Source organism: Rhizobium sp. P1_E6 (genome assembly GCF_056405875.1).
Window position 1 is genome coordinate 1 of record NZ_JBFUBG010000078.1, and the last position, 18,979, is coordinate 18,979.

Annotated in this window: 17 protein-coding genes; 13 read left to right on the forward strand and 4 right to left on the reverse strand. The window is 60.7% G+C overall.

The window, feature by feature from the left end; genetic code table 11:
• From AC1D35_RS26925 to AC1D35_RS26960, 8 genes are all read left to right on the forward strand, one after another.
• Nucleotides 1–310 (forward strand): copper resistance CopC family protein (locus AC1D35_RS26925; RefSeq protein ID WP_477940958.1); only part of this gene is annotated, 310 nt, incomplete at its 5' end.
• 393 nt (nt 311–703) lie between these two features.
• The gene (locus tag AC1D35_RS26930) at nt 704–793 is read left to right on the forward strand and encodes a K(+)-transporting ATPase subunit F (protein ID WP_016556800.1); all 90 of its coding nucleotides are present in this window, start codon (nt 704–706) and stop codon (nt 791–793) included.
• A 50-nt stretch (nt 794–843) separates the two neighbouring features.
• Nucleotides 844–2,547, forward strand: coding sequence for a potassium-transporting ATPase subunit KdpA (gene kdpA, locus AC1D35_RS26935; RefSeq protein WP_477940960.1), 1,704 nt, complete (start codon nt 844–846; stop codon nt 2,545–2,547).
• Between the two features lie 211 nt (nt 2,548–2,758).
• The gene (kdpB, locus tag AC1D35_RS26940) at nt 2,759–4,819 is read left to right on the forward strand and encodes a potassium-transporting ATPase subunit KdpB (protein WP_113307873.1); all 2,061 of its coding nucleotides are present in this window, start codon (nt 2,759–2,761) and stop codon (nt 4,817–4,819) included.
• 12 nt (nt 4,820–4,831) lie between these two features.
• Complete coding sequence (gene kdpC, locus AC1D35_RS26945) at nt 4,832–5,401, forward strand: potassium-transporting ATPase subunit KdpC (protein WP_113301807.1); 570 nt, start codon at nt 4,832–4,834, stop codon at nt 5,399–5,401.
• A 64-nt stretch (nt 5,402–5,465) separates the two neighbouring features.
• On the forward strand, nt 5,466–8,177 hold the full coding sequence (locus tag AC1D35_RS26950) for a DUF4118 domain-containing protein (protein ID WP_477940965.1): 2,712 nt from the start codon (nt 5,466–5,468) through the stop codon (nt 8,175–8,177).
• Complete coding sequence (locus AC1D35_RS26955; RefSeq protein WP_477940967.1) at nt 8,174–8,866, forward strand: response regulator transcription factor; 693 nt, start codon at nt 8,174–8,176, stop codon at nt 8,864–8,866. Before AC1D35_RS26950 ends, AC1D35_RS26955 begins: the two co-directional genes overlap by 4 nt.
• A gap of 28 nt (nt 8,867–8,894) precedes the next feature.
• The gene (locus tag AC1D35_RS26960) at nt 8,895–9,350 is read left to right on the forward strand and encodes a PTS sugar transporter subunit IIA (RefSeq protein WP_477940968.1); all 456 of its coding nucleotides are present in this window, start codon (nt 8,895–8,897) and stop codon (nt 9,348–9,350) included.
• Between the two features lie 91 nt (nt 9,351–9,441).
• Here AC1D35_RS26960 and AC1D35_RS26965 read toward each other — a convergent pair whose 3' ends face one another.
• Nucleotides 9,442–10,476 carry a porin gene (locus AC1D35_RS26965; RefSeq protein ID WP_113307876.1) on the reverse strand — a complete coding sequence of 345 codons (1,035 nt, stop codon included), beginning with the start codon at nt 10,474–10,476 and terminating at the stop codon, nt 9,442–9,444.
• 356 nt (nt 10,477–10,832) lie between these two features.
• Here AC1D35_RS26965 and AC1D35_RS26970 point away from each other — a divergent pair, with 356 nt between their 5' ends.
• From AC1D35_RS26970 to AC1D35_RS26990, 5 genes are all read left to right on the forward strand, one after another.
• The gene (locus AC1D35_RS26970) at nt 10,833–11,858 is read left to right on the forward strand and encodes a sulfate ABC transporter substrate-binding protein (protein WP_113296793.1); all 1,026 of its coding nucleotides are present in this window, start codon (nt 10,833–10,835) and stop codon (nt 11,856–11,858) included.
• Nucleotides 11,859–11,866: 8 nt separating this feature from the next.
• Entirely contained in the window at nt 11,867–12,724 is an 858-nt protein-coding gene (gene cysT, locus AC1D35_RS26975) for a sulfate ABC transporter permease subunit CysT (protein WP_113296794.1), read from the forward strand.
• On the forward strand, nt 12,714–13,601 hold the full coding sequence (cysW, locus tag AC1D35_RS26980; RefSeq protein WP_113296795.1) for a sulfate ABC transporter permease subunit CysW: 888 nt from the start codon (nt 12,714–12,716) through the stop codon (nt 13,599–13,601). Before cysT ends, cysW begins: the two co-directional genes overlap by 11 nt.
• A 10-nt stretch (nt 13,602–13,611) precedes the next feature.
• Nucleotides 13,612–14,652, forward strand: a complete 1,041-nt coding sequence (locus tag AC1D35_RS26985; protein WP_113296796.1) for a sulfate/molybdate ABC transporter ATP-binding protein — start codon at nt 13,612–13,614, stop codon at nt 14,650–14,652.
• Between the two features lie 157 nt (nt 14,653–14,809).
• The gene (locus AC1D35_RS26990; protein ID WP_477940972.1) at nt 14,810–15,619 is read left to right on the forward strand and encodes a cell wall hydrolase; all 810 of its coding nucleotides are present in this window, start codon (nt 14,810–14,812) and stop codon (nt 15,617–15,619) included.
• A 120-nt stretch (nt 15,620–15,739) separates the two neighbouring features.
• Here the strand turns inward: AC1D35_RS26990 and pepT are convergent, their stop codons facing one another.
• The 3 genes from pepT to AC1D35_RS27005 all read right to left on the reverse strand — a co-directional run bounded on the left by pepT (nt 15,740) and on the right by AC1D35_RS27005 (nt 18,978).
• Nucleotides 15,740–16,972: a peptidase T gene (gene pepT / locus AC1D35_RS26995; RefSeq protein ID WP_477940974.1), complete on the reverse strand. Its 1,233-nt coding sequence runs from the start codon at nt 16,970–16,972 to the stop codon at nt 15,740–15,742.
• Between the two features lie 112 nt (nt 16,973–17,084).
• Nucleotides 17,085–18,143 carry a sn-glycerol-3-phosphate ABC transporter ATP-binding protein UgpC gene (locus tag AC1D35_RS27000; protein ID WP_113307881.1) on the reverse strand — a complete coding sequence of 353 codons (1,059 nt, stop codon included), beginning with the start codon at nt 18,141–18,143 and terminating at the stop codon, nt 17,085–17,087.
• A gap of 4 nt (nt 18,144–18,147) precedes the next feature.
• On the reverse strand, nt 18,148–18,978 hold the full coding sequence (locus tag AC1D35_RS27005) for a carbohydrate ABC transporter permease (RefSeq protein ID WP_113296800.1): 831 nt from the start codon (nt 18,976–18,978) through the stop codon (nt 18,148–18,150).
• Nucleotide 18,979 lies beyond the last annotated feature (1 nt).

The following is an 18,979-nucleotide window of genomic DNA, read 5'->3' on the forward strand; positions in this document are numbered from 1 at the left end:
CGAGGCTTCTGCGGCGATCGAGGAAGCATCGCTTCCGCCGCCACAGCAGGAAGAACAGCTGGTGCCGGCGAACCTCGAACTCACCTTTACCGGGCCAGTCGATCTTACGCGCTCGACAGCCATCCTGCTCGACGCGCAGGGCACGGCATTGCCCACGGGCAAGCCATTCCTCTCCGGCCCCGAAGGATCCGTCTTCAAGATCCCGCTCGATCCTTCGATGGCACCCGGCCTCTACACGCTCAACTGGCGCGTCCTCTCGATGGACGGTCATAGCGCCGAAGGCCACTACCAGTTCAAGGTCGATCCTTGAACCTTCCAACATTGCGCTGTTCGATATCGCGCCGTGCCCTCGAGGCACGGCTTTTTGTTTATACCGACCTGCCGATGGCGCCCCAGTTCCGGCTTCGAGCGCATAAAGGCATTTATAAGATTTTTATATTGATGCCTCCTGCCCAATCTCGAACCTTTATGCACTTCGGCCGCATATTAATGTCCGAGAGATCGCAAAGATCATCTCCACGCCAGAAAGCATAAAAGGTGCCGCACCGCCAGGATGGCGCCCTTTGTCTTGTCTGACTCCAAGAATAACAAACCGGAGTCAAGATCGATGATGGATATAATTCTACTCGGCACTGCAGTCGTATTCTTCGGACTATGCTTTGCCTATACGCGCGCCTGCGACAGGCTTTGAAGGAGACACCCAATGACCCTCGATTATATCTTGAGCGGTGCCGTGACCGTGTTTCTCACCGTCTACCTCACCTACGCCCTCATCCGCCCAGAACGTTTCTGAAAGAGCCGGCGCTTCTGATCGAAGCAGCCGGGTACTGAAAGTTTCCTCCCATGACCCTCAACGGATGGCTTCAGATCCTGCTTTATTGCGGGATCGTCCTTGTGCTCGTCAAACCGCTCGGCGGTTACATGACGCGTGTCTTCAGTGGCGAGCGCACATTCCTCTCACCGGTCCTCGTTCCGATCGAACGGGGGCTTTACGCCGTTGCCGGCACCAGCGAACGCGAAGATCAGCACTGGACCTCCTATGCCTTCGCCATGCTGATGTTCAATCTGCTCGGCGTCATCGTGCTTTACGCGCTTATGCGCCTGCAGGGCGTTCTGCCCTATAACCCGGCCGGCATGACCGCGGTCGGACCGGAGCTTTCCTTCAACACCGCTACCAGCTTCGTCTCCAACACCAACTGGCAGAATTACGGTGGCGAAAGCACGATGTCCTACCTGACGCAGATGATGGGCCTCACGGTTCAGAATTTCGTGTCGGCTGCGACCGGCATGGCGATCGCCGTTGCCTTCATCCGCGCCTTCTCGCGCGCATCGGGCAAGGCGATCGGCAATTTCTGGGTCGATATGATCCGCGCGACGCTCTATATCCTGCTGCCGATCTGCATCGTGCTGACGCTCGCCTATGTCTGGCTCGGCGTGCCGCAGACACTTGGCCCCTACGTCGATGCCACGACGCTGGAAGGCGCCAAGCAGACGATCGCCGTCGGGCCCGTCGCCTCGCAGCTTGCCATCAAGATGCTCGGCACCAATGGCGGCGGCTTCTTCAACACCAACTCCGCCCATCMGTTCGAAAACCCGGACGCGATTTCCAACCTCMTCCAGATGGTATCGATCTTCGCGATCGGTGCGGCGCTCACCAACGTCTTCGGACGCATGGTCGGCAACCAGCGCCAGGGCTGGGCAATCCTCGCCACAATGGGCATCCTCTTCATCGTCGGCGTCGGCATCACCTACTGGGCGGAAGCTGCTGGCAACCCGCTGATGCATGCCTTCGGCTTGCAGGGCGGCAACATGGAAGGGAAAGAAGTCCGCTTCGGCATCACCTTGTCCTCACTGTTCGCGGTCATCACCACTGCTGCTTCCTGCGGCGCGGTCAATGCCATGCATGGCAGCTTCACCGCGCTCGGCGGCCTGATCCCACTCATCAACATGCAGCTCGGCGAGGTCATCGTCGGCGGTGTCGGTGCCGGCTTCTACGGTATCCTGCTCTTCATCATCGTCGCCGTCTTCGTGGCGGGCCTCATGGTCGGCCGTACGCCGGAATATCTAGGCAAGAAGATCGAGGCGAAGGAAATGAAGATGGCCGTTCTTGCCATCCTCTGCCTGCCGCTCGCCATGCTGGTCTTCACCGCGATCGCAAGCGTGCTGCCCTCGGCAGTTGCCTCGATCGGCACGGCCGGCCCGCACGGTTTCTCCGAAATCCTCTATGCCTATACGTCGGCTGCGGCCAACAACGGCTCGGCTTTCGGCGGCCTGACCGGAAACACACCCTGGTACAACATCACGCTCGGTTTCGGCATGCTCATGGGCCGCTTCCTCGTCATCATCCCGGCTCTTGCGATTGCCGGCTCGCTGGTCACGAAGAAGACGGTTCCGGCCTCGGCAGGGACCTTCCCGACGGACGGCCCTCTCTTCGTCGGCCTGCTCATCGGCACGATCCTCATCGTCGGTGGTCTCACCTTCTTCCCGGCACTGGCCCTCGGTCCTGTTGTCGAGCACCTGGTCATGATCGCCGGCCAGACCTTCTGAGGTGGGTGTCATGATTATCCGTCACAGGCTCCGAAAAGCCTTCCATCCACGTCCCGGTCTGCCGGGGCGTGGAGCCCAGCGGATGCCGCGCGCCTCCGACATCATCCTGGTGATGATGGCAGGCCTGCTCGTCATCATCTGCGCAGTCAAAATTTTACAGGGCTGACCGGCTGTCCGGTTCGCCATCCTCGTTTCAAAGCTGGAGTCTCTTATGAGCCAGGCAAAATCCGCGAGCATCATGGATTCTCGCATCCTCATTCCGGCCGTGGGTGCCGCTTTCACCAAGCTCAACCCGCGCACACTCGCCAAGAACCCGGTCATGTTCGTCGTTGCAACGGTCTCGGCACTGACCACCGTTCTGTTCCTGCGTGACCTCGTCTCAGGCAACGGCAATCTTGCCTTCTCCTTCCAGATCAACCTCTGGCTCTGGTTTACCGTGCTCTTTGCCAACTTCGCCGAAGCCGTCGCCGAAGGCCGCGGCAAAGCGCAGGCCGACTCGCTGCGCAAGGCGCGCACTGAAACCCAGGCCAAGCTGCTGACGGCCAATAACGGCAGTGGCTACCGCATGGTGCCGGGCACGAGCCTGAAGGTCGGCGATCTCGTTCTCGTCGAAGCCGGCGACATCATCCCCTCCGATGGCGAAGTCGTTGAAGGTGTCGCCTCGGTCAACGAAGCGGCTATTACCGGCGAATCCGCCCCTGTTATCCGTGAATCCGGCGGTGATCGCTCGGCCGTCACTGGTGGCACGCAGGTTCTTTCCGACTGGATCCGCGTGCGCATCACGGCGGCGGCCGGCTCGACCTTCCTCGACCGCATGATCTCGCTCGTCGAAGGTGCGGAACGTCAGAAGACGCCGAACGAGATCGCGCTCAACATCCTGCTCGCCGGCATGACGCTGATCTTCGTACTCGCCACGGCGACGATCCCGAGCTTTGCGTCCTATGCCGGTGGCTCGATCCCGATCATCGTGCTCGTTGCCCTTTTCGTCACGCTGATCCCGACCACGATCGGCGCCCTGCTGTCGGCGATCGGTATCGCCGGCATGGACCGCCTCGTCCGCTTCAACGTGCTTGCCATGTCCGGCCGCGCCGTCGAAGCTGCCGGTGACGTCGATACACTGCTGCTCGACAAGACCGGCACGATCACGCTTGGCAACCGCCAGGCCACCAGCTTCCGCCCGGTTCGCGGCATTTCCGAACAGGATCTCGCCGATGCGGCCCAGCTCGCTTCGCTCGCCGACGAAACGCCGGAAGGACGCTCCATCGTCGTGCTCGCCAAGGAGAAATATGCGATCCGTGGCCGCGATATGGCGAGCCTCAAGGCCACCTTCGTGCCTTTCACCGCGCAGACCCGCATGAGCGGCGTCGACCTTGAAGGCGCGTCCATCCGCAAGGGCGCCGTCGATGCGGTTCTCAGCTACGTCAATGGCGATGCCTCCTCGAAGAACGGCGCCGAAATCGTCCGTGAATTGCAGTCGATCGCTGACGAGATCGCCAAGGCCGGCGGCACGCCGCTCGCGGTTGCCCGCGATGGCAAGCTGCTCGGCGTCATCCAGCTGAAGGACATTGTCAAGGGCGGGATCCGCGAGCGCTTCAACGAGCTTCGCCGCATGGGTATCCGCACCGTCATGATCACCGGCGACAACCCGATGACGGCAGCCGCCATCGCCGCCGAAGCCGGCGTCGACGACTTCCTCGCCCAGGCAACACCAGAGAACAAGCTGCAACTCATCCGCGAAGAGCAGGCCAAGGGCAAGCTGGTCGCCATGTGCGGCGACGGCACGAATGACGCTCCCGCTCTCGCACAGGCCGACGTTGGTGTCGCCATGAACACCGGTACGGTCGCTGCCCGCGAAGCCGGCAACATGGTCGATCTCGACAGCGACCCGACGAAGCTCATCGAAATCGTCGAAATCGGCAAGCAGTTGTTGATGACGCGCGGCGCGCTGACGACCTTCTCGATCGCCAACGACATCGCCAAATACTTTGCCATCATTCCGGCGATGTTCCTGACCTTCTACCCGCAGCTTGGCGTGCTCAATGTAATGGGCCTCGCCACGCCGCAGAGCGCCATCCTGTCGGCGATCATCTTCAACGCGCTGATCATCATCGCGCTGATCCCGCTGTCACTGAAGGGTGTGCGCTACCGCCCGATCGGCGCCGGCGCGCTGCTCTCCCGCAACCTGCTGATCTACGGTCTCGGCGGCATCATCGTCCCCTTCATCGGCATCAAGGCGATCGATATGGTCGTCTCATCTCTCGGCCTCGCCTAAGGAGTTACAACAATGTTGAAAGAACTTCGTCCGGCAATCGTCATGATCGTTGCCACCACAGCCATCACCGGCCTTCTCTACCCGCTTGCCATGACGGGTGCCGCTCAGGCCATCTTCCCCTTCCAGGCAAATGGCAGCCTTATTGAAAAGGACGGAAAGGTCATCGGCTCCACGCTGATCGGCCAGGCCTTTACCAGCGACAAGTATTTCCACGGCCGCCCGTCCGCCGCGGGTGACGGCTATAATGCCGCTGCGTCCTCGGGCTCCAACCTCGGCCCGACCAGCCAGAAGCTGATCGATCGCGTGAAAGGCGACTATGAGGCGGCGAAGGCGACCAACCCGAATGCCGAGGTTCCCGCCGACCTCGTCACCGCCTCGGGCAGCGGCCTCGATCCGCATATTTCGCCCGATGCTGCCTACTTCCAGGTACCGCGCGTCGCCAAGGCCCGTGGTATCGATGAAACCAAGGTCAAGGCACTCGTCGATGCAGCAGTTACGGGCCGCGAACTGGGCCTGCTCGGTGAGCCGACCGTCAATGTTCTGGCGTTGAACCAGGGCCTTGATGCTTCTATGACTCAGTAAAGGTTGAGAGCCCCGGAACGCGACAAGCGGACCGGGGCTTGCTCGTGAAGAAAGACCGAACCGCATGCCAGACGACAATCGCGACCCGGCCGGCAGGCCTTCGCCCGATGCGCTTCTCGAAAAGGCCCGGGCGGAGTCGCGCGGGCGCCTCAAAATCTTCCTGGGCGCAGCCCCCGGCGTCGGCAAGACCTATGAGATGCTGGTTTCCGGCCATGCCAAGATGGCCGACGGCCTCGATGTGGTGATCGGCGTCGTCGAAACCCACGGCCGCAAAGAGACCGAAGCACTGCTTGCCGGCTTCGAGATCGTTCCGCGTGTGAAGATTGCCTATCGCGGCCAGTCGCTCGAAGAGATGGATCTCGATGCCATTCTCGCCCGCAAGCCCGATCTCGTTCTCGTCGACGAACTGGCCCATACCAATGCCGAGGGCAGCCGCCATCCGAAGCGCTATCTCGATGTCAAGGAACTGCTCGACCGTGGCATCGATGTCTATTCGACGCTGAACATCCAGCATGTGGAGAGCCTGAACGACGTCGTTTCGCAGATCACCCGCATCCGGGTGCGCGAAACCGTGCCGGATTCCGTGATCGACATGGCTGATGATATCGAGATCATCGACCTGACACCCGACGATCTGATCAAGCGCCTTCATGACGGCAAGGTCTATGTGGCCAGGACTGCCGAGCGGGCGTTGACCAACTATTTCACACCCGGCAACCTGACGGCTCTGCGCGAACTCGCCCTGCGCAAGACCGCCCAGCGCGTCGACGACCAATTGCTGACCCATATGCAGGCGCATGCGATTTCCGGCCCGTGGGCCGCCGGCGAGCGGGTGCTGGTGTCGATCGACGAGCATCCCCGCTCTGCCTCGCTCGTGCGCTATGCCTCGCGCATGGCCTCACGCCTGCGCGGCCCTTGGGCCGCCGTCTATATCGAGACCAACCGCTCCATCAATCTGTCGGAAACGCAGCGAGACACAATCGCGGCCACCTTGCGGCTTGCCGAACAGCTCGGCGGTGAAGCAATTACCATTCCCGGTCGCGAAGTGACGGAAGAGCTGGTGCGCCACGCCACCGCCAACAACGTCACCCACATCGTCATCGGCGCCCCGAAGAAGCCGACTTGGCGCGAAGGGTGGTGGAATCGTTCGACGACCGACGAACTGATCCGGCGGGCCGGTGATATCAGCGTTCATGTCATTTCCGGAAGCGAGAAAGACACGCCCTCACAGCGCGGCGTCAAGGCAGCACCTGCTGTCCCCACACTGAATTTCAGGGCCTATATCCTCTCGACAGCCTATGTCGCGATTGCGCTGGCTGTCGGCGTGGTGCTCGATCAAGTGCTCGACGTGCGCAACCTCGCGCTCGTTTTCCTGATGGCGGTGCTGACGTCAGCGGTCATCCATGGCTTGAGGCCGGCGCTCTATACCTGTATCGTCAGCGCTCTTTCCTTCAATTTCTTTTTCCTGCCGCCACGCTATACGCTGACGATCAGCGACCCCGAAAGCGTGCTGGCGCTCTTCTTCTTCCTCGGCGTCGCCGTCATCGCCTCCAATCTCACTGCAACGGTGCAGCGGCAGGCGTTCGCCGCCCGGCAGAGGGCCCGAACGACGGAAGACCTCTATCTCTTTTCCAAAAAGCTCGCCGGCACCGGTACGCTCGATGACGTTCTCTGGGCAACCGCTTTTCAGATAGCCTCGATGCTCAAGGTGCGCGTTGTTCTGCTTCTGCCGGAAGATAATTCCATCGCGGTCAAAGCCGGTTATCCGCCCGACGATACGCTCGACGACGCCGATATTGCCGCCGCCCGCTGGGCCTGGGAGCACAATCACGCCGCCGGGCGCGGCGCCGATACCCTGCCCGGCGCCAAGCGCCTCTATGTGCCGCTGCGCACCGGCCGCACCGCCGTCGGCGTCATCGGTCTCGACAGCGACCGCCGCGACGGCCCGCTACTGACGCCCGAGCAGCAACGCCTTCTGGACGCCCTGGCGGACCAGGCGGCACTGGCCATCGAGCGCGTCCAGCTCGTCGCCGATGTCGACCGCGCCAAGCTTGCTGCGGAGGCCGATCGCCTGCGTTCAGCCCTGCTGACCTCGATTTCCCATGACCTGAAGACGCCGCTTGCGGCGATCCTCGGTGCGTCCGGCACGCTACGCGACTATTTCGATTCCATGTCGGCCGACGATCGCACCGACCTTCTCTCGACCGTCGTCGATGAATCCGAGCGCCTCAACCGCTTCATCGCCAACCTGCTGGACATGACGAAGATCGAATCCGGCGCCATGGAGCCGAACTATGCGCTGCACTATGCCGGCGACATCGCCGGCACCGCGCTGCGCCGGGCTGCCAAGATCCTCGACCATCACAGGACGCAAATGACAATCCCCGCCGACCTGCCCATGGTCCGCGTCGATCCCGTCCTCTTCGAACAGGTCCTCTTCAATCTGCTCGACAATGCTGCGAAATACGCACCCGAGGGTTCCGTCATTCGCATCGAAGGCTGGGCGGATGCCGATAATGTCGTCGTACAGGTCTCCGACGAAGGTCCGGGCATTCCCCCTGCAGACCTTACCCGTGTCTTCGACACCTTTTACCGTGTGCGCAAGGGCGATCAGGTACGCGCCGGCACCGGCCTTGGCCTCTCCATATGCCGGGGCTTCATCGAGGCGATGGGCGGGACGATTACCGCCGGCAACCGGACGGACCGGTCCGGGGCTGTCTTCACCATCCGCCTTCCCAAACCGAATGACATTCCCAAACTGGATGAACTCAAATGACCGGTTCAGCCGTCAAGATTCTCGTCGTTGATGACGAGCCCCCGATCCGCAAGCTCTTACGCGTCGGCCTCACCGCGCAGGGCTATGAAGTTCATGAGGCGCCGAATGGGACTGCTGCCCGCCAGTCCGTGAAGGATGACCAGCCCGATCTCATCGTGCTCGATCTCGGTCTTCCCGATATTCCGGGCCATGACCTTTTGGAGGAATGGCGCGAGGACGGGCTCACCATGCCCGTCGTCATCCTCTCTAGCCGCACAGACGAAGCCGGCATCGTCAAGGCGCTTGAAACCGGTGCCGACGATTATGTGACGAAGCCCTTCGGCGTCAACGAGCTCGGTGCCCGCATCCGCGTCGCACTTCGTCACCGCCTGCAGCAGCAGGGCGAAAAGGCGATCTTCCAGACCGGCGGCCTGTCGATCGATCTCGTCAAGCGTATCGTCAAGGTCGACGGCAAGGAAATCAAGCTGTCACCGAAGGAATACGACATCCTGCGCGTGCTCGCCCAGCATGCCGGCAAGGTGCTGACGCATCAGTTTCTTCTGAAGCAGGTATGGGGTCCGGCRRCGGACGTGCAGTATCTGCGCGTCTATGTGCGGCAGCTGCGGCAAAAGGTCGAGCAGATTCCCGACCAGCCACACTATATCACCACCGAGACCGGTGTCGGCTATCGGCTCCGCGAGCCTGACTGACCCCGCCGAAAACAGCATCGAGAATGAAATGAACCTTTCCAACATTATACGGCCGGAGCACACCTTCATCGGCCTGTCGGTGGCGACCAAATGGCGCGCGCTGCAGGCGATTTCCGAAAAGGCCGGCAAGGCCTTCGGCATTGACGGCCAGACCGTCCTGAAGGCGCTCGAATCCCGTGAGAAGCTCGGCTCTACCGGCATCGGCAACGGCATTGCCGTTCCGCATGCGGCCATCGACGGCGTGACGAGCCCGCGCGGCATGCTGATCCGCTTCGCCCACCCGCTGGATTTTGATGCAATCGACGATATCCCGACGGACATCGCCTTCGTGCTGCTCTTCGGGGAAAACAATCGCGGAGAATATTTGAACGTGCTTGCCGCCATCGCCCGCAGACTTCAATCGGAAGGCGTTTTGACTGCCATGCGCAAGGCCAGAAGCGTTGATGAACTCTATTCGGATTTCATCGCGGATTCGCGCGTGTAAGGAAAAATTCGCTTCGCGCTTTCGACCTTCTCCCCGCCGAAGCGGGGGGAAGGCAAATCGAGAACAAGGGGCCGCTTCGGCCCCTTTATTATTAGAAGTCGCGCTGGAGACGCAGGAAACCGAAGGTTTCGTCGTCGCCGTCTTCTTCGTCGTGATACTGAACGCTGACCTTGCTGCGCAGATTTTCAGCGATCTGGTAGTCGACGGTGACGCCAGTCGTGTAAGCGCTGCCGCCGCTGAAGCCCTTGCCGTCAGCATCGAGATCGATCTTGTCGAAATACTGGAAGGCCGGGGTAACGGCCCACTTGTCGGTGAGCTTCACCTTGTACTCGGCAGCGATCGTCCATTCGGACTCTTCATAGTAGTAGTTAGCACCGCTGGCCCAGATGCCAGCGAGGCCGAGCGTGCCGGGGCCGATGTCGGCATACAGGATTGCGCGGATGGCGCCTTCCTCGTTGTCGCTATCGTAACCACCGAGCAGGTAGCCGCTGAATGCGCCGCTCTTGAAGGAAACCTGGGCTGCAACGCCGAAGTTGTTCGGGCCTTCGCCCGGCTTCTCGTCATAGGCTTCTTCAAGTTCATCGAGCGAGATACCGGCCGCAAAGTTGTCGGTCTCGTACTGATAGCGGATCGAGTTGTGGGTCGTCTCGTTGCTCGAAAGCGTGTCCGTCTCGCCGCTCAGGTCGTCATCCCACCAGCTGTACTGCTTACCAACGCGGAAGCCGGCGATGTCGATGTAGCCTTCGTCCAGCGTGGTGTCCTGTCTGGTGGCGTTGTCCGCGTTGACACGCAGCGTGATAACGCCGGTGAGCGTACCGTATTCGGTGTCGTTCTTGGTCTGGAAGGTGACCTGACCGCGGGTAACGGCATCCCAATCGGAGTCGTTCGGGTTAGCTACGCTGCCGCCAACGTTTTGGCCGGCGTTAAGCTGGAAACGGATATAGCCTTCGATCTTCAGGCAGGTTTCCGTGCCTGGGATGTAGAAGTAGCCAGTCCCGTAGGCGTCGCAAACGCGAACATATTCTACGGGCTCCGGCTCGGCGGCGACGATAGCGTCGGCTGCATGTGCTCCGGAAACCGCTGCAAGGGCGGCAACAGAGCCAAGAAGGATAGTTTTAATAGACATCAGAAAGACCTTTTACAGTTTGAAAGAGGCGAGCAGTGCTTCAAGGACACCCCCACCATCGGTCGCCGAATCCCAACGACCGGAAGTCCATGTAGGCACTCGAAAACGTCAGCGCTGCAAAAGAAGACTAAAAATCGACACACCAATGTCACTTTGGCGGTCGAACTGTGGCAGAAAAATCACGACTGAGGCGTGGCGCCTCAATTGGCCGCGGCCAACTGTCAGCACGTCCCATTCGCAAACACCCGCTGAAAATGGGATGGCTTTCTAAGATTGGTCCCCGGAACCGGAACAATCTTCGTTTCATTATACGACTTAGTTGATAGAGTTTAGCGCATCACCACGGAGGGTTCCCCATGCAGACTTTAAGGCTCACCCGGCTCATCGCGGCCGCGGTCATGGCAGGCAGCTTTGCGATCGGCAGCGTCGCACCCGCATTCGCCGACCAGACGCTTCTGAACGTATCCTATGATCCGACGCGCGAATTGTATAAGGATTTCAACGCTGCCTTTGCTGCAAAATGGAAGACTGACACCGGCGAAGCCGTGACAATCCAGGCCTCTCATGGCGGTTCCGGTGCTCAGGCGCGCTCGGTCATCGACGGCCTTGATGCCGACGTCGTGACGCTCGCGCTCGAAGGCGATATCGACGCGATCGCCAAGAAGACCGGCAAGATACCGGCCGACTGGAAGACCAAACTCCCCAATAATTCGACGCCCTATACCTCGACGATCGTCTTCCTCGTGCGCAAGGGCAACCCGAAGGGTATCAAGGATTGGGGCGACCTGATCAAGGATGACGTGCAGGTCATCACGCCGAACCCGAAGACTTCGGGCGGCGCCCGCTGGAACTTCCTCGCAGCCTGGGCATGGGCCAAGCAGGCGAACGGCGGCGACGAAGCCAAGGCGCAGGACTATGTGACCAAGCTCCTGCAGCACGTTCCGGTTCTCGATACCGGCGCACGCGGTGCCACAACCACCTTCGTCCAGCGCGGCCTTGGCGATGTCCTGCTCGCCTGGGAAAACGAAGCCTATCTCTCGCTCGAAGAACTCGGCCCCGACCAGTTCGAGATCGTGACCCCCGCCTTCTCGATCCGTGCCGATCCACCGGTCGCAATCGTCGATGGCAATGTCGACAAGAAGGGCACCCGCAAGGTCGCCGAAGCCTATCTGAACTACCTTTATTCGGATGAAGGCCAGAAGATCGCGGCAAAGCACTATTACCGTCCGATCAAGCCGGAAGCAGCCGACCCGGCCGACATCGCCCGCTTCCCGAAGCTGACGCTCGCCACGATCGACGACTTCGGCGGCTGGAAGAATGCACAGCCGAAATTCTTCGGCGACGGCGGCGTATTTGACCAGATCTACAAGCCTGCCCAATAATAGGTCTTATGAGCGCACATAACCCCACACGGTGGCGGTTCAGGCGGCCGAGCGTCATTCCGGGTTTCGGACTGGCGCTCGGCCTTACCTTGATCTGGCTTACCCTTATCGTCCTGATCCCCCTGTCCGGCCTTGCTTGGCGGTCGAGCGCACTCGGTTGGGAGAAGTTCTTCGGCATCGCATTCGACCAGCGAACGCTGAGTGCGTTGCGCATCAGCTTCGGCTGCGCCTTCATCGCCGCCTGCATCAATGCCGTCTTCGGCGTCATCCTCGCCTGGGTGCTGGTGCGCTACCGGTTCCCCGGCAAGCGCATCATCGACGCGATGGTGGACCTGCCCTTCGCTCTGCCGACGGCCGTCGCCGGCATCGCACTGACCACCCTCTACGCTCCGAACGGCTGGGTCGGGCAGTTCCTGACGCCGCTCGGCATCAAGATCGCCTTCACACCGGCCGGCATCGTCGTCGCCCTCATCTTCGTCGGCCTGCCCTTCATCGTGCGAACGGTCCAGCCGGTCATGGAAGAGATCGACAAAGAAGTGGAGGAAGCTGCCGCCACGCTTGGTGCCAACCGCTTTCAGACAATCGCGCGCGTGCTGCTGCCGGGCCTTGCGCCTGCGGCGTTGACGGGCTTTGCCCTCGCCTTTGCCCGCGCCGTTGGCGAGTATGGCTCGGTCATTTTCATCGCCGGCAACTTACCGTTCAAATCGGAAATCGCCCCGCTGTTGATCGTCATCAAGCTCGAGGAGTTCAACTATGCGGCTGCGACAGGCATTGCTGCGATCATGCTGATCCTCTCGTTCAGCTTGCTGCTCGTCATCAACCTCATCCAGAGCTGGAGCAGGCGGAGGTACGGCTATGGCGTCTGACACTAGCGGGAGTGGACCATCCGCCCAGCCGCACAAGCTCCATTCGGCGATCACAGAAAGCAAGATGGCCCGGATCGCGCTCGTCGCCATCTCGCTCGTCTTCCTTCTCCTGATCCTGTTCCTGCCGCTGGCGGCCGTTTTCGTCGAGGCATTCCGCAAGGGCGCCGGTGCGTTTTTCACCGCACTTCAGGATGCCGAGACCTTCTCCGCCATCCGCCTGACACTCATCGTTGCCGGGATCAGCGTGCCGCTGAACCTCGTCTTCGGCCTTGCAGCCGCCTGGGCGATTGCCAAGTTCGAGTTCAAGGGCAAAGCGTTCCTGACGACGCTGATCGACCTGCCTTTCTCGGTTTCACCTGTGATCTCGGGTCTCGTCTTCGTGCTGCTCTTCGGCGCCAACAGCTGGCTCGGCCAGTGGCTGAGCGCCAACGACATCAAGATCCTGTTTGCGGCGCCGGGGCTGATCCTTGCCACGATGTTCGTCACCTTCCCCTTTGTCGCGCGCGAGCTCATTCCGCTCATGCAGGAACAGGGAACCCAGGATGAGGAGGCAGCGCTTTCGCTCGGCGCCAGCGGGTGGCAGGCCTTCTGGCACGTCACGCTGCCAAACATCAAATGGGGCCTTCTCTACGGCGTGCTGCTCTGCAATGCCCGCGCCATGGGTGAGTTCGGCGCCGTATCGGTTGTATCGGGCCATATTCGCGGCCAGACCAACACGATGCCGTTGCAGGTGGAAATCCTCTACAACGAGTATAATTTCACCGGGGCCTTTGCGGTCGCTTCGCTTCTGGCCTTGCTTGCCCTTGTCACACTTGTTTTGAAGACGCTGCTGGAAATGCGCTATAGCGCCGAAATCGCCGCCAGCCGGCGGCACTGAAGGAATTAGAATGGAAGTACGCGTCCAGAACATACGCAAGGAATTCGACCGCTTTCCGGCGCTGCACGATGTCTCGCTCGATATCCGCTCCGGTGAATTGATTGCACTGCTCGGCCCCTCTGGCTCCGGCAAGACCACGCTTCTGCGCCTCATCGCCGGCCTTGAAAGCCCAACCGAAGGCCAGATCTTCTTCGGCGAGGAAGATGCGTCGAGGAAGACTGTGCAACAACGCAATATCGGCTTCGTGTTCCAGCACTATGCGCTTTTCCGCCATATGACAGTACTCGACAACGTCTCCTTCGGCCTGAAGGTGCGCAATGCGTCGCGCCGTCCGCCGAAGGCAGAAATCCGTAAGCGGGCGCTGGAGCTGCTCGATCTCGTGCAGCTCTCAGGTCTTGAAAAGCGCTATCCGGCGCAGCTTTCCGGCGGCCAGCGTCAGCGTGTGGCGCTAGCCCGCGCCATGGCGGTCGAGCCGAACGTCCTGCTGCTCGACGAGCCTTTTGGCGCGCTGGATGCGCAGGTGCGCAAGGACCTGCGCAAATGGCTACGCGAAATCCATGACCGAACCGGCCACACCACCGTCTTCGTCACCCATGATCAGGACGAGGCGATGGAGCTTGCCGACCGCGTCGTCGTCATGAGCCAGGGCGCGATCGAGCAGGTCGGCACGCCGGATCAGGTCTACGACAGCCCCAATTCGCCCTTCGTCTTCGGCTTCGTCGGCCAGTCGAACTGCCTGCAGGTGGAGGTTGCCGGCGGCGATATCCACTTCGAGGGCCGCTCGCTCGGCCTTAATGCCGAGAACGAGACTGATGGCGCTGCGCAACTTTACTTCCGCCCGCACGATGTCCGGCTCTGTGAATCTGCCGAGAACTGCATTGCCGGCCAGCCGGTCGCCAGCCGGCGCGTCGCGGGCACCCGCCATATCGAACTCGACATCGGCAAGGAGCGCCCGCATATCGAAATCGAGCTTCCGCCGAGCGAAGCAGACAGGCTCGACCGGTCGCGCGTCGCCTTCAAGCCGACACGCTGGAAGCTCTTCCGAGGCTGATATTCGTTCAATCCGGGTTCTCGCCGGAATCGCATGTGGCGAGAACCATTGAGAATTTTGTGATCTCCGGTTGTTTGTATTTTTGTCACGTGCCGGATAAAACGTTTTTGCTTAGATCGAAAAGGGCTGGACTAATTCCAATAGGAGGCACCTGGCGTTGAGGGCGGATATTTCCTTTGGAAAATCCCTGGTCGGGATTTTGTTCGTAGGACTGGCAGCCGCGAGCTGCACGACAACACCGAAACCGGCGTCCACGTCGGTCAAGAGCAAGCCGAAACACGTTCAACCGGCAAAAGTCAGTTTCAACTACACCACCAAGGATCGTGATTGCCTGAAGCGCGCGATGTACTTTGAATCCGAGCATTCGGATGAGGCGGGCTATCTGGCCGTTGGCAGTGTTGTCATGAACCGGCTGACCTCAGGCGCCTATGCCGACTCCATCTGCGGCGTCGTCGCCCAGAAGCGGCAATTTGCGCCGGGTGTCATGACGCGAGAAGTGAAGCCGCAGGCCGAACCCGAACTTGCGACCGCGGCCGACGCGGTCCTGAGCGGCGAGCGCCATCCGGCGGTCGGGGACGCGATGTTCTTCCACACCGCGGGATTGAAATTCCCATACAACAACATGCACTATGTGACAGTCGCTGGCGGCAATGCTTTCTACGAGAAGCGCGACGAAGACGGCACACTCGAAACGCCRCCGCCGCTGCCTTCTTACGAAGTCGCGATGAACTACGTACCGGGTGAAAGCATGCTGCCGCCGCAGTTCGATGTGCTGATCCCGTCAACCGTTCCGGTTCCGATCCCAGCTCCGGACCCCTCGGCCACTGCGAGCACGCAACCGATGCCGACCCTTGAGCCGGTGACCTCGATCGAGCCGGCGCCCGGCGTACCGGTCGCTATCCCGACACCCCGCCCCGCTTCCGACAGCGTGATGCTGCGACCAAGCATTCCGGCAAACGGCGGCTGATCCCGGAAGTCTAAGGCGCCTTGAGCATATCCGTTTTCTTCGAATTGCGGATATGCTCCATTCTTTTGTTTTCGCACAGTTTCGAACGCAAAACCGCTACGCACTTTTGCCGGAATTGCTCTAGGCACGCTCTTCCCAGACCTTCGCAAGCTCGACGATCGTCCTCACAGCCTTTTCCATATCCTGGCGGCTGATCCATTCGAGCGGCGAGTGGAAAGCGTGGCCGCCGGCAAAGATGTTCGGGCATGGCAGGCCCATGAAGGAAAGGCGCGAACCGTCCGTACCGCCGCGAATGCTTCCGCGCACCGGCGTCATGCCCGCCCGGCGCACCGCCTCGACGGCGTTCTCGACGATCTCAGGATGACCGTCGAGCACGACCTTCATATTGCGGTACTGTTCCTTCACATCGAAACGATAGGTCGAGCCCGGATAGGATTTCATCACATCCTTAACGACTGCTTCGAGCATGGCCTCCTTTTCGGTAAGGCCTTCGTCGGTGAAGTCGCGGATGATGAGGCTGATCGCAGACTTTTCCATCGAGCCGGCGACGCCGGTCGGATGGATGAAGCCCTGCTTTCCCTCGGTCGTCTCCGGCGCAATATCCTTCGGCAGCCGGTCGATGATGGCGCCGGCGATCTTGATGGCGTTTTCCATTCGGTCCTTGGCGAAACCCGGATGGATCGCCACGCCCGCGATGATAATATCGACGCTGTCGGCCGAGAAGGTCTCATCCTCGATATGGCCGGCGGTCTCGCCATCCATCGTATAGGCATAATCGGCGCCGAGCTTCTTCAGGTCGACCTTGTTGACGCCGCGGCCGACCTCTTCGTCCGGCGTAAAGAGGATCTTGATCGTTCCGTGCTTGATGTCGGGATTATCGATGAGGATCTGGGCTGCGGCCATGATTTCCGCCAGCCCCGCCTTGTCGTCGGCGCCGAGCAAGGTCGTGCCGTCGGTGGTGATGATGTCGTTGCCGATCTGGTTTTTCAGCTGAGGATGCTCGGAGACGCGGATCACCCGGCTTGGATCGCCGGGAAGCAGGATATCTCCGCCCGCATAGTTCGTCACAATCTGCGGCTTGACGTTCCTGCCCGTGAAATCAGGCGCAGTATCCATATGCGAGCAGAAGCAGATGACCGGCACGCTCTTGTTGCTATTGGCCGGAATGGTCGCATACACGTAGCCGTGCTCGTCGAGATGCGCATCCGAAAGACCGACCTCTAAGAGCTCCTCAACCAGAACCCGGCCGAGATCCTTCTGTTTCTCGGTGGTTGGCTGCGTCGATGAGGCGGGATCGGATTGGGTGTCGATAACGACATAGCGGAGAAAGCGGTCGAGAACGGTGCCTGTCAAAATATCCACTCCAGCGTGATCATCTTCTGACGATATAGCCCCCGAAGGCTCTGCAACGAAAGCTTTTTTCACCTGCAGTAATCGCTATCCGCGACAGTTGCCTTCCCGCCACTCAATCGACGCGATTGCCCTCGCCGTTGAACACATGCAGGTGCTTAGCCGGAAAAGCGACGTTGACGTTTGGCCCCGCAGTCATCGCCTCACGATCGAGCGTAAAAATCTTGAACGGCAGGCCATGCAGCGAAAGATGCAGGATGATGCCGAAGCCCGTCGGCTCGACGAGTTCGACATCGGCGGCAATTCCTGGTCCGTCACTTGTCATGACGACGTGCTCCGGCCGAATGCCGAGCGTGACCTTTTCGCCGTTCGAAAGGGACAGCGTTTTATCCAGGGGCACGATCGTGCCGTCCTTCAGCTTCACGCCGCCTGCCTCGTAGCTCGCCTCGAGGAAGTTCATGCCGGGCGAGCCGATGAAGCCCGCGACGAAGAGATTGGCGGGGCGGTCATAGAGCTCCAAGGGGCTGCCGACCTGCTGAACGACCCCGCCATGCATGGCGACGATCCGGTCCGCCAGCGTCATCGCCTCGATCTGATCGTGGGTCACGTAGATCGAGGTTGCCTTGAGGTCGCCATGCAGTTTCTTGATTTCGGCGCGCATCTGTTCGCGCAGGCGCGCATCGAGGTTCGACAGCGGCTCATCGAATAGGAAGGCTTTCGGCTGGCGCACAATGGCGCGGCCCATGGCGACGCGCTGACGCTGGCCGCCGGACAGCGCCTTCGGGCGGCGCTCCAGCAGCGGATCGAGGCCGAGCTTGGAAGCTGCACTCGCAACGGCACTGGCGATCTTTTCCTTCGCCGTCTTCCTGAGCTTCAGGCTGTAGCTCATATTGCCGGCGACATTCATATGCGGATAGAGCGCATAGGACTGAAACACCATGGCAATGTCGCGGTCTTTCGGATGCAGTTCGTTGACGCGGTTGCCGGCAATGCGGATTTCGCCGCCGGTCACCTCTTCAAGGCCGGCAATCATGCGCAGAAGCGTGGACTTGCCGCAACCGGACGGGCCGACCAGGACGACGAATTCACCGTCCTTGATCTCCAGATCGACGCCGTGCAGCACGGACATATGACCATAGGACTTCTGGATATTCTTGATATCGATCGATGCCATTTGACTAACCCTTGACCGCACCGGCCGTCAGGCCCTGAACGAGATAACGCTGGATGAGCAGGAAGAAGAGGCCGGCCGGAATGAGCGCCATGATGCCTGCCGCCATCATCTGCCCGAAATCCACGGAGAATTTCGAAACGAAAGTGAGAAGGCCGACGGGGAAGGTCGCCGCATCATTGCCGTTAATCAGCATCAGCGCAAAGAGCAGCTCGCTCCAGGCCGCAGTGAAGACAAAGCCGAGGGTCGCCGCAATGCCCGGCAGCGTCAGCGGCAGGATGATCTGCCGGAAGGCCGTGAATTGGGTGGCGCCATCGATCATCGCTGCCTCCTCGAGATCCTTCGGGATACCGTCGAAGAAGGACTGCATCAGGAAGGTCGCGAAAGGCACGTTGAAGGCGGTGTAAACGATGACGAGGCCAGTCAGGCTGTTCGTCAGGTGCAGCGGCGACAGAATCTTGAAGATTGGCGCGACCAGCATGACCAGCGGAAACATCTGGGTAAGCAGCATCAGCGCGATGATCCAGTATTTCGCCCGGAAGCTGAAGCGTGACAACGCATAGCCTGACAAAGAGGCGCAGATCGTCACCGCCACCGCCGTCGAAGCCGAGACGATGACGCTATTCTTGAAGAAGGTCGGGAAGGCGCTGTGCTCCAACACGAAGCTGTAATGTTCCCACGTGGTCCGCGACGGCCACATGCGCACGCCCTCCGTGTAGAGCAGGTCGTTCGGAGTGACCGAGACCTTCAAGAGCCAGAAGAGCGGGAAGAGCGCGAAAACGACATAGACGAGAATCGCCAGACGGTGCGCGATGATGGGAAGAATAGATCGTCTCATG

Bases quoted from the DNA above. Each gene is read 5' to 3' on its own strand.
- AC1D35_RS27005 (WP_113296800.1), bottom strand. From the start codon at position 18,978: ATGAGACGATCTATTCTTCCCATCATCGCGCACCGTCTGGCGATTCTC.
- AC1D35_RS26970 (WP_113296793.1), top strand. From the start codon at position 10,833: ATGCAGACTTTAAGGCTCACCCGGCTCATCGCGGCCGCGGTCATGGCA.
- kdpB (WP_113307873.1), top strand. From the start codon at position 2,759: ATGAGCCAGGCAAAATCCGCGAGCATCATGGATTCTCGCATCCTCATT.
- cysT (WP_113296794.1), top strand. From the start codon at position 11,867: ATGAGCGCACATAACCCCACACGGTGGCGGTTCAGGCGGCCGAGCGTC.
- AC1D35_RS26985 (WP_113296796.1), top strand. From the start codon at position 13,612: ATGGAAGTACGCGTCCAGAACATACGCAAGGAATTCGACCGCTTTCCG.
- AC1D35_RS26950 (WP_477940965.1), top strand. From the start codon at position 5,466: ATGCCAGACGACAATCGCGACCCGGCCGGCAGGCCTTCGCCCGATGCG.
- AC1D35_RS27000 (WP_113307881.1), bottom strand. From the start codon at position 18,143: ATGGCATCGATCGATATCAAGAATATCCAGAAGTCCTATGGTCATATG.
- AC1D35_RS26930 (WP_016556800.1), top strand. From the start codon at position 704: ATGACCCTCGATTATATCTTGAGCGGTGCCGTGACCGTGTTTCTCACC.
- AC1D35_RS26965 (WP_113307876.1), bottom strand. From the start codon at position 10,476: ATGTCTATTAAAACTATCCTTCTTGGCTCTGTTGCCGCCCTTGCAGCG.
- kdpC (WP_113301807.1), top strand. From the start codon at position 4,832: ATGTTGAAAGAACTTCGTCCGGCAATCGTCATGATCGTTGCCACCACA.
- AC1D35_RS26960 (WP_477940968.1), top strand. From the start codon at position 8,895: ATGAACCTTTCCAACATTATACGGCCGGAGCACACCTTCATCGGCCTG.
- cysW (WP_113296795.1), top strand. From the start codon at position 12,714: ATGGCGTCTGACACTAGCGGGAGTGGACCATCCGCCCAGCCGCACAAG.